Genomic DNA, 12,962 nt, shown 5'->3' with positions numbered 1-12,962 from the left:
TTATGAGCGAGACCCCCCATGACGCATGACGAGATCCTGGCCCGGTTCGGCCCCCGCGAAGCCATGGAATACGACGTGGTCGTGGTCGGCGCCGGCCCGGCCGGCCTGTCCACCGCCATCCGCCTGAAGCAACTGGCCGCCGAGAAAGGCACCGAGGTCAACGTCTGCGTGCTGGAGAAAGGCTCCGAGCCCGGTGCGCACATCCTCTCGGGTGCGGTGATGGATCCGCGTGGCATCAACGAGCTGTTCCCCGACTGGAAGGAGCGCGGTGCGCCCTTGAATCAGCCCGTCACCGGTGATGATTTGCTCATGCTCAGCGAGACGGGCTCCAGCCGCACGCCCGACTTCCTGATGCCGCGCAACTTCCACAACGACGGCTGCTACGTCATCAGCCTGGGCAACGTGGTGAAGTGGCTGGCCGAGCAGGCCGAGGCCCTGGGCGTGGAGATCTTCCCCGGCTTCACCGCCGCCGAGATCCTCTACAACGACGACGGCTCGGTGAAAGGCGTGGCCACGGGCAATCAGGGCATCGGCAAGGACGGCGAGCCCACCGAGGCCTTCCAGCTCGGCATGGAGCTGCACGCCAAGTACACCGTGTTCGCCGAGGGCGCGCGCGGCCACCTGGGCAAGCAACTCATCGGCAAGTTCGACCTCGACAAGGGCAAGGACCCGTCGAGCTGGGCCATCGGCGTGAAGGAGCTGTGGGAGATCCCGGCCGACAAGGCCAAGCCGGGCCTGGTGGTGCACACCGCCGGCTGGCCCATGACGGACGACACCTTCGGCGGCGGCTTCCTCTACCACCTGGAGGACAACAAGGTCACGCTGGGCTTCGTCATCGGCCTGGACTACAGCAACCCCTGGCTCTCGCCCTTCGAGGAAATGCAGCGCTGGAAGACGCACCCGGCCATCAAGGCGCACATCGAGGGCGGCAAGCGCCTGGGCTACGGCGCGCGCGCCATCAACAACGGCACACCGCAAGCCATGCCCAAGACCGTGTTCCCCGGCGGCGCGCTGGTGGGCTGCGATGCGGGCTACCTCAACGCCGCGCGCATCAAGGGCAGCCACGCAGCCATCAAGAGCGGCATGCTGTGTGCCGAGGCCGCTTACGAGGCCGTGACCGCCGGGCGTTCCAGCGACGAGCTCTCGGCCTACCCCGCGGCGTTCGAGAAGAGCTGGCTGCACGAAGAACTTTGGCAGACGCGCAACTTCAAGGCCTGGTTCAAGAAGGGCCCCCTGATGGGCAAGCTCATGACCGGCATCGAGCAGTGGTTCCTGCCCAAGATCGGCGTGAGCGCCCCGCCCTGGACGCTGCACCGCGACAAGCCCGACCACGAGTACCTGAAGCCGGCCGACCAGATGCCCAGGATCGCCTACCCCAAGGCCGACGGCGTCATCACCTTCGACCGCCTCTCCAGCGTGTTCGTCTCCAACACCAACCACGAGGAGAACCAGCCCGCGCACCTGACGCTGAAGAACAGCGCGGTGCCGGTGCAGGTGAACCTGGCGACCTATGCGGGCCCCGAGAGCCGCTACTGCCCGGCCGGCGTGTACGAGTTCGTGAAGACCGACGCCGGCGAGGACCGCCTGCAGATCAACGCGCAGAACTGCGTGCACTGCAAGACCTGCGACATCAAGGACCCGACGCAGAACATCGTGTGGGTGACGCCGGAGGGCGGGGGCGGACCGAACTACGCGGGAATGTGAGCCTCGCGCGGCAAGCCGGAAGGAGACTGGACGTGCCCTACATCGACTGCTACCTGGTGCCGGTGCCGCGCGCCAACAAGGCCGCATACGAGCGCATGGCGGCCACGTCGGCGCGGGTCGTGCGCGCGTGCGGCGCGCTGCGGGTGACGGAGTGCTGGCTGGACGAATCCGGTCCCGATGCCTCCACCTACCATGGTGACGCCGTGCGTCAGGCCGCCGACGCCTACACCGGCTTTCGCCAGGCCGCTGGCGCGCGCGAGGACGAGACCCTGGTGATGTCCTGGGTGGAATGGCCCGACAAGGCGGCCAGGGATGCGGGAATGGCCAAGGTGACGAGCGACCCGCGCATGCAGTTCGAGGGACAGGTCCCCGTGTTCGACGGCGTGCGACTCATCGCGGGAGGGTTCCTGCCGATGCCTCTGCCACTGGCGTGAGGTCCCTCACGCACTGCCCCATCAGCCGCCCACGGGCGGCTTTTTTGCGCCCGCTGTAACGCAACCGTCATCCGGCCTGCCCAGAGTGCTGCGTATTCTGCAGCAACCCTGCGACACGCCATGCTCATCAAGACCGACAAGGGCCGCACCGAACTCCTGCCGGGCCAGCGCACGCTGGGCCAGCGCGAGCGCGCCATCCTGCTCGTGGCCGATGGCCGCAAGTCCACCGACTCGCTCAACGCGCTCTTTCATGGCGAAGGCCGTGCGATGGTGCAGGCGCTGCTGGCCGGCGGGTACCTCATCGAACAGACGCCGGCCGCGCCGCCCGCCCGCCCGGTGCCGCCGCCACCCACCGCAGGCTCCGTCGACACCTTCAGCGGCCCGCGCTCGCTGGCCAGCGCGCGCATGTTCCTGTTCGACCTGTCCGATCGCATGTTCGCCGCCCGTGACCGCGCCCTGGCCGATCGCTTTCGCAACGCCCTGCGCGAGGCGCGCGACGCCAGCAGCATGATGCTGGTGGGCCGGGAGATGCTCACCGAAGTCGAGCGCCTGGCCGGGGTGGAACGCGCCGCCTCCATCAGCGAGCGCCTGGCCAAGGTGCTGCCCGAGTCGGCGCTGCAAGCCGCCTGATCCCTGAGCTGGCGATGGCGATGCGACGGATCGTCGCCGCCCCGCGCGAGCTTCCCGGCTAGAATCCGCCGCATTGTCAGGAGAGCGTTCCTTCGAGGAACCGCCGAAGGCGCAGGAGGCTGGAACGGCCCCGAACGCTCAGGCAAAAGGACTGGCAAACGCCCGCCGAACGGCAGGCGATCCCCCCTGGAGAGAGGCCCCACCCGATGGGGTCCACCGAAGGAGCAAGCGCGGCATCGCCCGCGTGAATCTCTCAGGTAAAGCGGACAGTGGGGCAGCGCACGGGTGACCCCGTGTCCCGCCCCACGAGGGGCCTGCCCCCGCCAGCGAGTCCGCCTTGTCCTCCTCCGACGCTTCCACCGATCTCCTCCAGACCCCGCTGCACGCGCTGCACCTCGAACTGGGCGCGCGCATGGTGCCCTTCGCGGGCTACAGCATGCCGGTGCAGTACCAGGGCCCGGGCATGGGCCTGATGGCCGAGCACCTGCACACGCGCAGCGCCGCCGGCCTGTTCGACGTCTCGCACATGGGCCAGTTGCGGCTGATTGGCCCCGACGCGGCGGCCGCCTTCGAGAGCCTGATGCCAGTGGACGTGATCGGCCTGGCGCCCGGCAAGCAGCGCTACGGGCTGCTGCTCACCGACGAGGGCATGGTCATCGACGACCTGATGTTCGTGAACCGCGACGTGGCGAACGGTGGTGACCTGTTCGTCATCGTCAACGGCGCCTGCAAGCACGGCGACCTCAAGCACATCGTCGACCGCATCGGCGCACGCTGCACCGTAGAGCCGCAGTTCGACCGCGGCTTGCTGGCGTTGCAGGGCCCGCAAGCCGTGGCGGCGCTGCAGCGCCTGGTGCCCGGCGTCGAGAAGCTGGTCTTCATGACGGGTGGCGCCTTCTCCTGGCAAGACAAGCCGCTCTTCGTCACGCGCAGCGGCTACACCGGCGAAGACGGCTTCGAGATCTCCCTGGCCGCCGCCGATACCGAGGCCTTCGCACGCGCCTTGCTCCAACAACCCGAGGTGAAGCCCGTGGGCCTGGGCGCGCGCAACTCGCTGCGCCTGGAGGCCGGCCTGTGCCTCTACGGCAACGACATCGACACCACCACCACGCCGGTGGAAGCCGCGCTCAACTGGGCCATGCAGAAGGTGCGCCGCACGGGCGGCGCGCGCGCCGGCGGCTTCCCCGGTGCGGACCGCGTGCTCGCGCAACTCGACGGCAGCCTGCCGGTTCAGCGCGTGCGCGTGGGCCTCATCGCGCAGGAGCGTGTGCCCGTGCGCGAACACACCGAGCTGCACAGCGAAGCCGGCGAACGCCTGGGTGAGGTCACCAGCGGCCTGCTCGGTCCCAGCATCAACCAACCCATCGCCATGGGCTACGTGCCACCGGCCTTCGCCGCCGTGGGCACGCGCCTGAACGCCATGGTGCGCGGCAAGGCCGTGCCCATGCAGGTATCCGCCTTGCCCTTCGTCCCCAACCGTTACCACCGCGGCTGAACGCCCAGGAGATCAACCATGACCGTCAAGTACACCCCCGATCACGAGTGGATCCAGCTCGAGGACCACGAGGCCGCCGTCGTCGGCATCACGCTGCACGCGCAGGACGCGCTGGGCGACGTGGTCTTCGTCGAACTGCCCGAGGTGGGCCGCACCTACGCCAAGGGCGAGGTGGCTGGCGTCGTCGAGTCGGTGAAGGCCGCCGCCGACGTCTACATGCCGCTCGACGGCGAAGTGACCGAGGTCAACGAGGCCCTGCGCGCCGACCCGTCGCTGGCCAACAGCGACCCGCTGGGCAACGGCTGGTTCTTCAAGGTCCTGATCAAGGACATGGGCCAGTTCGACCCATTGATGGACGAACCGGCCTACCAGAAGTTCGTCAAGGACAACGCCTGACCTTTCCCCGCCACCGAGGCCCTGCCATGCTCATGCCCTCCGTCAAGCCCCTGGGCGAACTCGAAAACGCCAGCGAGTTCGTCGCGCGCCACATCGGCCTCACCGACGCCGACGAGGCCCACATGCTGTCCGTCATCGGCGAGGCCTCGCGCCGCGCGCTCATCGACAGCATCGTGCCGCGCGCCATCGCGCGCCGCCAGGGCATGCAGTTGCCCGCGCCACTCACCGAGGCCGCCGCACTGGCCGAGCTCAAGGGCATCGCGGGCAGGAACAAGCTGCTCAAGAGCTTCATCGGCCAGGGCTATCACGGCACGCACACGCCGGGCGTCATCCTGCGCAACGTCCTGGAGAACCCGGCCTGGTACACCGCCTACACGCCCTACCAGGCCGAGATCTCGCAAGGCCGCATGGAGGCGCTGGTCAACTTCCAGACCATGGTGACCGACCTGACCGGCATGGCCATCGCCAACGCGTCCATGCTCGACGAGGCCACCGCAGCCGCCGAAGCCATGACACTGGCCAAGCGCTCGGTGAAGGCCAAGGGCAACGCTTTCGTGGTGTCGGGCGACGTGCACCCGCAGACGATCGAGGTGATCCAGACGCGCGCGGCCCCACTGGGGCTGGAAGTGCGCATCGCCATGTCGGGCGAGGAATGGGATGCGATGCTCGCAGCCGACGATTACTTCGCCGCCTTCACGCAGTACCCCGCGTCCAGCGGCTGGCTGCACGACTGGACGCAGGACGCAGCCACCGTGCACGGCAAGGGCGCCGCCTTCGTCGTGGCGGCCGACCTGCTGGCGCTGACATTGCTGAAGCCGCCCGGCGAAATGGGCGCGGACATCGTCGTCGGCACCACGCAGCGCTTCGGCATGCCCATGGGCAACGGCGGCCCGCACGCCGCCTACATGGCCTGCCGCGACGAGTTCAAACGCAGCCTGCCCGGCCGGCTGGTGGGCGTGAGCGTGGACGCGCACGGCAAGCCCGCCTACCGCCTGGCCCTGCAGACGCGCGAGCAGCACATCCGCCGCGAGAAGGCCACCAGCAACATCTGCACCGCGCAGGTGCTGCCGGCGGTGATCGCCAGCATGTACGCCGTGTACCACGGCCCGCGGGGCTTGAAGCGCATCGCACAACGCGTGGCGGCCTACACCGCCATCCTGGCCAAGGGCCTGGCGCAACTGGGCTACAGCAACACGCACCACGGCGAACAGGGCGTGTTCGACACGGTCTGCCTGCACACCACCCAGGCGAAGGTGGACGCCATCGCCGCGCGCGCCGTGGCCCACGGCGCCAACCTGCGCAAGGCCTGGGACGAATACCTCATCGTCACGCTCGATGAAACCACCACGCGCGAAGACGTCGCACTGCTGTGGACCATCTTCGCCACAGACGGCCAGACCCTGCCCTCGTTCGAGGCCTTCGAGAAGGGCGCCGAGCCGCTGATCCCGCAGGGGCTGCGCCGCACCAGCGACTTCCTCACCCACCCGGTCTTCAACACCCACCACAGCGAAACCGGCATGCTGCGCTACATCCGCATGCTGTCGGACAAGGACCTCGCGCTGGACCGCAGCATGATCCCCCTGGGCTCGTGCACCATGAAGCTCAACGCCACCAGCGAGATGATCCCCATCACCTGGCCGGAGTTCGCGAACGTGCACCCCTTCGCCCCGGCCGACCAGCGTGAGGGCTACACCCTGCTCGACCAGCAGTTGCGCGACTGGCTGTGCGAGGCCACGGGCTACGCCGGCATCAGCCTGCAGCCCAATGCGGGCTCGCAGGGCGAGTACGCGGGTTTGCTCGTCATCCAGGCGTACCACCGCTCGCGCGGCGAGGGCCACCGCAACATCTGCCTGATCCCCAGCAGCGCGCACGGCACCAACCCCGCCAGCGCGCAGATGGTGGGCATGCAGGTCGTCGTCACCAAGTGCGACGAGAACGGCAACGTGGACCTTGCCGACCTGAAGGCCCGGTGCGAGCAGCACTCGAAGAACCTGGCCGCGGTGATGATCACCTACCCCAGCACGCACGGCGTGTTCGAAACCCAGGTGAAGGAGCTGTGCGCCCTGGTGCACCAGCACGGCGGGCGCGTCTACGTGGACGGCGCCAACATGAACGCCCTGGTGGGCGTGGCCGCGCCGGGCGAGTTCGGTGGCGACGTGAGCCACCTCAACCTGCACAAGACCTTCTGCATCCCACACGGCGGTGGCGGGCCGGGCGTGGGCCCGGTCTGTGTGGTGGAAGACCTCGTGCCCTTCCTGCCGGGGCACGCGGCCGGCGGCCTGCCAGTCAATGGCGTGGGGGCCATTTCCGCGGCGCCGCTGGGCAACGCGGCCGTGCTGCCCATCTCGTGGATGTACATCCGCATGATGGGCGCCGACGGCCTGCAGCGCGCCACCGAGGCCGCCATCCTCTCGGCCAACTACATCAGCACCCGCCTGGCAGACCACTTTCCCACGCTGTACGCCAGCGAGGGCAAGGAAGGAAGGCTGGGCCACGTCGCGCACGAGTGCATCCTGGATCTGCGCCAACTGAAGGACACCAGCGGCGTGATGGCCGAGGACGTGGCCAAGCGCCTCATCGACTACGGCTTCCACGCGCCCACGCTGTCCTTCCCCGTGGCCAACACGCTGATGGTGGAGCCCACCGAAAGCGAAACGCTGGAGGAGATCGACCGCTTCATCGAGGCCATGATCGCCATCCGCGAGGAAATCCGCCGCATCGAGAAAGGCGAATGGCCTCAGGACGACAACCCCCTGAAGCACGCGCCGCACACCGCGGCCAGCCTGCTCAAGGGCGAGTGGACGCACGCCTACCCCCGCGACGCGGGCGCCGCGGTGCTGGACACGCGCGCGCACGCCAAGTACTGGCCGCCCGTGGGCCGCGTGGACAACGTCTACGGCGACCGCAACCTGTTCTGCAGCTGCGTGCCGCCGGGGGATCTGGCGGACTGAGGGCGGCGCCTCAGCGCCCCTGACCCCACTCCTTGCGCCAGATCGCGTTCAGTTCGGCCAGCAGCGGCCCGGGCGGCGAGCCAAAGCCCTGCATGCGACCCTTCTGCTGCAACAGGCCAAACACGCGGCCCTGCGCCGCGTCGTACAGCAGCACGGCGTTGTTGTCGCCGCAGTCGTGCGGCTGGCAGAACGCCGCCACCGTGTAGTCCACGCCGCCGATGCGCTGCTGCCTCAGGTCGGGCGCGGGGCCGTTCATCTCGCCCAGCCAAGGTGTTCGCGACAACGGCCCGAGCGCGCGCCGGTAAGCGGGCTTGAAGCGCGGATCGCGGATCAGCTCCGAGGGGTGCTTCGCTGTGCCCGGCGCCACGGGCGCGCGGGCCGCTGCTTCGGCCTGTTTCGCGGCCTGCTGGTCGGCCACGGCCTGGCGGTTGGCGGCCTCGTTGCAGTGGCGGAACTTCGCCTGGCCCAGGGCGCCCAGGTTCGCCATCACGGTGCGGTCGCCATCAAGCGAGAGGTACTGCCCCTTGCCGTCGGCGTTCACCAGGGCAATCACCTCATGCCGCCCCTTCACCTGGCCCAGCAGCGCCACGCGAAAATCGGGCGGTGGGTTCTGGCCGAAGTAGCTGAACGCCGAATCGAGCGTGCCCACGGTGATGCGTTGGTTGCCCTGCTCGATGCGCATCTGTTGCGCCTCGACCAGCACGCGCGGCGAGTCGGCCTTGGCGCAATCCAGGGCATAGCGGCCCCCGAACATCGCCAGGGCATCGGGCCGCAGGCCCTGCGCACCAGCGGCACCGGCCAGCGCCAGCCCCAGCATGGCCAGCAGAAATCCGGACAGTTTCGACATGGTCCACCTCCAGAAGCGCCATGCTAGGCCGGCGCACGGGCAAGCGTCCACTCCCAAACGAGGGCCGGGCGCCCCGCCGTACACTGCCCGCCGACCCCACGCCTTGCCATGACCGCCTCCGCCTTTCGCGTGCTCAGCGTCATCCCGCCGATGACGCAGCTCAACACGCCCTACCCCTCCACCGCCTACCTCACGGGCTTCCTGCGCTCGCGCGGCATCGACGCGGTGCAGACCGACCTGGCGCTGGCCCTGGTGCTCAAGCTGTTCACGCCTGCGGGGCTGGACGCGATACGTGACCGCGCCCTGGCCCTGCCCGAAGCGAAGCGCTCGGCCAGCGTGCATGCCTTCCTGGACAGCTTCGCGCGCCACCGCCGCGCCATCGCGCCGACCATTGCCTTCCTGCAAGGGCGCGACAGCACGCTGGCGCACCGCATCGCCGCGCGCGAACTGCTGCCCGAAGGCCCGCGCTTCGCCGCGCTGGAGCAATACGACCACCTGAACGAAGAAGACGGCGGCGACCCGCTGGGCTGGGCCTTCGGTGCCCTGGGCACGAACGACCGCGCGCGCCACATCGCCACGCTCTTCCTCGACGACCTGGCCGACGTGGTCCGCGACGCGGTGGACGAGCGCTTCGCCTTCGTGCGCTACGGCGAATCGCTGGCCAGCAGCCAACCCACCTTCGAACCACTCGCGCAGGCCCTGGCCGCGCCGCCCACGCTGGTGGACGACACACTGCAGGCGCTGGCCGTCGCCGCGGTGGAGCGGCACGCACCGCAATTGCTGCTGCTCTCGGTGCCGTTTCCAGGCGCGGTGTACGGCGCGCTGCGCATCGCGCAGGCCGTCAAGGCGCGCTGGCCGGGTCTGCCCATCGCGCTCGGTGGCGGCTACGTCAACACCGAACTGCGCGAGCTGAAGGAAGCGCGCCTGTTCGACTTCGTCGACTACGTGACGCTGGACGCGGGCGAGCGACCGCTGCTCGCGCTCATCGAGCACCTGCAAGGCCGGCGCGGCCCGCAAAGGCTGGTGCGCACCTTCCTGCGCGACGAAACCGGCGCGGTGAAGTACCTCAACCTCGCCGAACCCGACGTGCCCTTCGAGGACGTGGGCACGCCCACCTGGGACGGCCTGCCCCTGCACGACTACCTGAGCCTGCTCGACATGCTCAACCCCATGCACCGGCTCTGGAGCGACGGGCGCTGGAACAAGCTGACGGTGGCGCACGGCTGCTACTGGAAGAAGTGCAGCTTCTGCGACGTGGGGCTGGACTACATCGGCCGCTACGAAACCGCCGAGGCGCGCACGCTGGTGGACCGCATCGAACGCATCGTCGACGAAACCGGCCAGACGGGCTTTCACTTCGTGGACGAGGCCGCGCCGCCCAAGGCCCTGAAGGCCCTGGCCGAAGAACTGCTGCGCCGCGACCTGGCCATCAGTTGGTGGGGCAACATCCGCTTCGAGAAGACCTTCACGCCCGAGCTCTCGCAGTTGCTCGCCGACAGCGGCTGCATCGCCATGAGCGGTGGCCTGGAGGTGGCCAGCGACCGCCTGCTCACGCTGATGAAAAAGGGGGTGACGGTGGACCAGGTGGCGCGCGTCACCAAGGGCTTCAGCGACGCAGGCATCCTGGTGCACGCCTACCTGATGTACGGCTTTCCCACGCAGACCGTGCAGGACACGGTGGACGCGCTGGAGTACGTGCGCCAGCTCTTCCTCAACGGCTGCATCCAGAGCGGCTTCTTCCACCGCTTCTCGTGCACCGTGCACTCACCGGTGGGCCTCAACCCGCAGGACTACGGCATCGAGTTGATTCCGCTGCCGCCGGTGAGCTTCGCCAAGAACGACATCGGCTTCATCGACCCCACCGGCGTGGACCACGACGCGCTGGGCGTCGGATTGCGCAAGGCGCTCTACAACTACATGCACGGCACCGGGCTGGAGGAAGACGTGCGGGCGTGGTTCGAGCATCTGCCGTTTCCGGTGCCGAGGACGACCGTGAAGAAGCACCGAATCACGCGGGCGCTGACTCAGCGGGAGACGGCTTGATCGCCGAACGCAGCAACTCGGCCATGCGCTCCAGCCCCGCCCCGCGCGCCCGCTTCAGCCGCACCTGCAGCTCACCCCAGGCCGGGTCGCCCTGTTTTGCAGCCTGCTCGAACAGCGCGCTGTAGGCCTCCAGGCGGCTGCGGCGAAACCAGTCCTGCAGCTCGGGGCGCTGCGCCCAGGCCAGTTGGTTGCGCGCGGTGTTCAGGTGCATGCGCAGCCAATCGAGCGGCTCGTTGGGCACCGGCACGGGCGCGCTCAGGGCGTTGCGCTGCGCGTCGTCCAACGGGCTGAGCGCCAGGTGCGCGACGAAGGCGGCGCTGAACGTGGGCGAGCAGCGCCGCACGTACTGCGGCACGATGCGCGCGCCCTGGAAGATGGGCTCCATCGGCCCGCGCGGCAGGCCGGCCGCGCTGCAGTGCACGTGCACCTGCGACGGCGAGGTGGCGATCTCGCCGCGGTCGAGCACGATGTGGTCGCGCTCGATGGCGCGCACATGACCCAGGCGCACCACGCGGCGGATGCGGCGCAATTGCGCCAGCTCGGCCTCGCTGAGGATGGCGCAGCGGTACATCGTGGGTGCGACACTGGTGTCGATGCGCTGCAGCAGGCGCGCCGCTTCGAGCCGCTCGAACAGCTCCGGCAACGAGCCCGCGTCGCGCGCGATCTCCAGCTCGCTCACCATCGCGGCCAGGGTCGGCAATGCGAACGGCGCGGCGGGCTGCACATTGGCGCGGTTCAGCACCCAGGCCTCGCGCGGGCGGATCCAGGTGATGCCGTCCGGGTCCACGCCCTGGCCGAGCAGCCACAGGGCCGTGTCCATGGCGGTCTTGCCGCCGCCCACGATGACGTAGCCGCCCGCCGGCTCACGGTGCTGCGTCAACTCGGTCGGGGTGAGGCAGCGCACCCCTTCGGCCACCGCGAAGCGCGGCGCGTGCGTGGCCGGCACCTGCGTGTCGGCCCGCGTGGCGTCCACCCAGCGCTGGCGCGCCACGAGAGGCTGGCGCTCGCCGTTCACCAGCGAGACGGCCACGCCCTGCGGATCCACGTCGTGCAGCGGCAGCCAGCGCACGCGCCCGCTGGCCAGCAGGCGCTCGTGCAACACGCGCTGGTAGTAGTCGCGGATCTCGGCGCCACTGGCCAGTTCGTGCAGGCCCTGGTTGAGGCCGGTCTCGTCGATGCGCCCGCTGCCCAGCGGCATCGAGTTCACGCCGTAGATGGCCGATGGACCATGCAGCCGCACGAAGGGGTAGGCGTCGTTCCAGTGGCCGCCCGGTTGGGCGCGGCGGTCCACCAGGACCACGCTGGCCTCGCTCTCGGTCACCAGGGTGTCGGCCAGGGCCATGCCGACGGCACCGGCGCCGACCACCACGTAGTCGGCCGTCAAAGGATCGGGGTTCATGTGTGCCTCCTGCGACCCCGCGCGCGGCGGGGCCAGGTGTTGCATCGGTGGCGGGCGCTCAGGCCTTGGTGACCACGATCTCGAGGTATTCGCTGGGCACGACCAGCGAGCCCTGCGCGGTGTTGAGCTCGTCGAGCAGTGCGGTGATGCCACGCTCCAGCGAGGCAGCGCCCGCCGCATCGAGCGCGGCGAAGGCCTTGTGCGTGGGACCGTACACCTGGCGGAACACCTGCACCCAGTGCGCCGCCGAGCGGTAGCGGAAGTTGAAGAGCCGACGCTCGCAACGGATGTTCGCGGCCTGTGCGCCGAACAGCTCCACGATGTGCGGCTCGGTGCCCCACAGCGAAGGCGGCTTCACGCCAACCGGCGGCGGCACGTGCGCGCCGATCACCTTGAACAGGCGGCCGATGAAGCCGGCCGGCGTCCAGTTCGCCAGGGCGATGCGCCCGCCCGGCCTCAGCACGCGCAGCATCTCCTGCGCGGCCGTCTGGTGGTCGGGCGTGAACATCACGCCGAAGGTGGACAGCACCACGTCGAAGCTGGCGTCGTCGAAAGGCAGCGCCTCGGCATCGGCCAGCCGGAACTGCACGTTCAGGCCTTCCGCCTGGGCGCGTTCGCGGCCCTTGTCGAGCAGGGACTGCACGTAGTCGGTGGAGGTGACCTGCGCGTGGCGGCGCGCGGCGGCCAGGGTGGCGTTGCCGTTGCCAGCGGCCACGTCGAGCACGGCCTCGTCGGCGCGCACGTCGGCGGCTTCGGCGAGCGTCTCGCCGACGATTTGCAGGGTGGTGCCGATGGCGGCGTAGTCGCCGCTGGCCCAGGTGGCCTGCTGGCGCTGCTTGATGGCGGTGAAATCGGGGGTGGGGGTGTCGATGACGGCGTTCACGGGGAAGCTCCTCAGTCTGGGGGTGGTCGGATCAGGGTATCGGCGGGGTGGGGGGCGGGGGCGTGGCGCTGGGGGTGGTTTTTTTATTTTCCCCCCCCTTGCCCCTTCCCCCCCCCCCGGGCCAATTTTTTGCGCGCCCCCCCGCCTCCCCCTCGCCCCGGCCCGCCGCCGGGAAGGGGG

Annotated in this window: 10 protein-coding genes and 2 riboswitches; of the genes, 7 read left to right on the top strand and 3 right to left on the bottom strand. The window is 69.5% G+C overall.

Going from position 1 to position 12,962, the window contains the following annotated elements; translation table 11 throughout:
* Positions 1–18: 18 nt before the first annotated feature.
* From BN948_RS10645 to gcvP, 6 genes are all read left to right on the top strand, one after another.
* Positions 19–1,704, top strand: coding sequence for an electron transfer flavoprotein-ubiquinone oxidoreductase (locus tag BN948_RS10645; protein ID WP_009518901.1), 1,686 nt, complete (start codon positions 19–21; stop codon positions 1,702–1,704).
* A gap of 32 nt (positions 1,705–1,736) precedes the next feature.
* On the top strand, positions 1,737–2,138 hold the full coding sequence (locus BN948_RS10640; RefSeq protein ID WP_009518900.1) for a DUF1428 domain-containing protein: 402 nt from the start codon (positions 1,737–1,739) through the stop codon (positions 2,136–2,138).
* A 120-nt stretch (positions 2,139–2,258) separates the two neighbouring features.
* Positions 2,259–2,768 carry a hypothetical protein gene (locus tag BN948_RS10635; RefSeq protein ID WP_009518899.1) on the top strand — a complete coding sequence of 170 codons (510 nt, stop codon included), beginning with the start codon at positions 2,259–2,261 and terminating at the stop codon, positions 2,766–2,768.
* 67 nt (positions 2,769–2,835) lie between these two features.
* Positions 2,836–2,932: riboswitch (glycine riboswitch) on the top strand.
* Positions 2,933–2,944: 12 nt separating this feature from the next.
* Positions 2,945–3,048: riboswitch (glycine riboswitch) on the top strand.
* A 57-nt stretch (positions 3,049–3,105) separates the two neighbouring features.
* Positions 3,106–4,263 (top strand): glycine cleavage system aminomethyltransferase GcvT, encoded by a 1,158-nt coding sequence (gene gcvT / locus BN948_RS10630; protein WP_009518898.1) that lies wholly within the window; start codon positions 3,106–3,108, stop codon positions 4,261–4,263.
* Between the two features lie 18 nt (positions 4,264–4,281).
* Positions 4,282–4,659: a glycine cleavage system protein GcvH gene (gene gcvH / locus BN948_RS10625; RefSeq protein ID WP_009518897.1), complete on the top strand. Its 378-nt coding sequence runs from the start codon at positions 4,282–4,284 to the stop codon at positions 4,657–4,659.
* A 26-nt stretch (positions 4,660–4,685) separates the two neighbouring features.
* Positions 4,686–7,610 carry an aminomethyl-transferring glycine dehydrogenase gene (gcvP, locus tag BN948_RS10620; protein ID WP_009518896.1) on the top strand — a complete coding sequence of 975 codons (2,925 nt, stop codon included), beginning with the start codon at positions 4,686–4,688 and terminating at the stop codon, positions 7,608–7,610.
* Positions 7,611–7,620: 10 nt separating this feature from the next.
* Here gcvP and BN948_RS10615 read toward each other — a convergent pair whose 3' ends face one another.
* A complete protein-coding gene (locus BN948_RS10615; RefSeq protein WP_009518895.1) occupies positions 7,621–8,457 on the bottom strand; it encodes an Ivy family c-type lysozyme inhibitor in 837 nt (278 codons plus the stop codon).
* 108 nt (positions 8,458–8,565) lie between these two features.
* Between BN948_RS10615 and BN948_RS10610 the strand changes: the two genes are divergently transcribed.
* Complete coding sequence (locus BN948_RS10610; protein WP_009518894.1) at positions 8,566–10,500, top strand: radical SAM protein; 1,935 nt, start codon at positions 8,566–8,568, stop codon at positions 10,498–10,500.
* Here BN948_RS10610 and BN948_RS10605 read toward each other — a convergent pair.
* Both BN948_RS10605 and BN948_RS10600 read right to left on the bottom strand, forming a co-directional pair.
* Entirely contained in the window at positions 10,466–11,899 is a 1,434-nt protein-coding gene (locus BN948_RS10605; protein WP_009518893.1) for an NAD(P)-binding protein, read from the bottom strand. The genes BN948_RS10610 and BN948_RS10605 overlap by 35 nt on opposite strands.
* A gap of 58 nt (positions 11,900–11,957) precedes the next feature.
* Positions 11,958–12,782, bottom strand: coding sequence for a class I SAM-dependent methyltransferase (locus BN948_RS10600; protein ID WP_009518892.1), 825 nt, complete (start codon positions 12,780–12,782; stop codon positions 11,958–11,960).
* Positions 12,783–12,962: the final 180 nt, after the last annotated feature.

It is taken from the genome of Hydrogenophaga intermedia (assembly GCF_000723405.1).
GTDB lineage: Bacteria > Pseudomonadota > Gammaproteobacteria > Burkholderiales > Burkholderiaceae_C > Hydrogenophaga > Hydrogenophaga intermedia.
The sequence above is the reverse complement of the archived record's forward strand: the minus strand, read 5'-3'. Positions and strand labels throughout refer to the sequence as shown.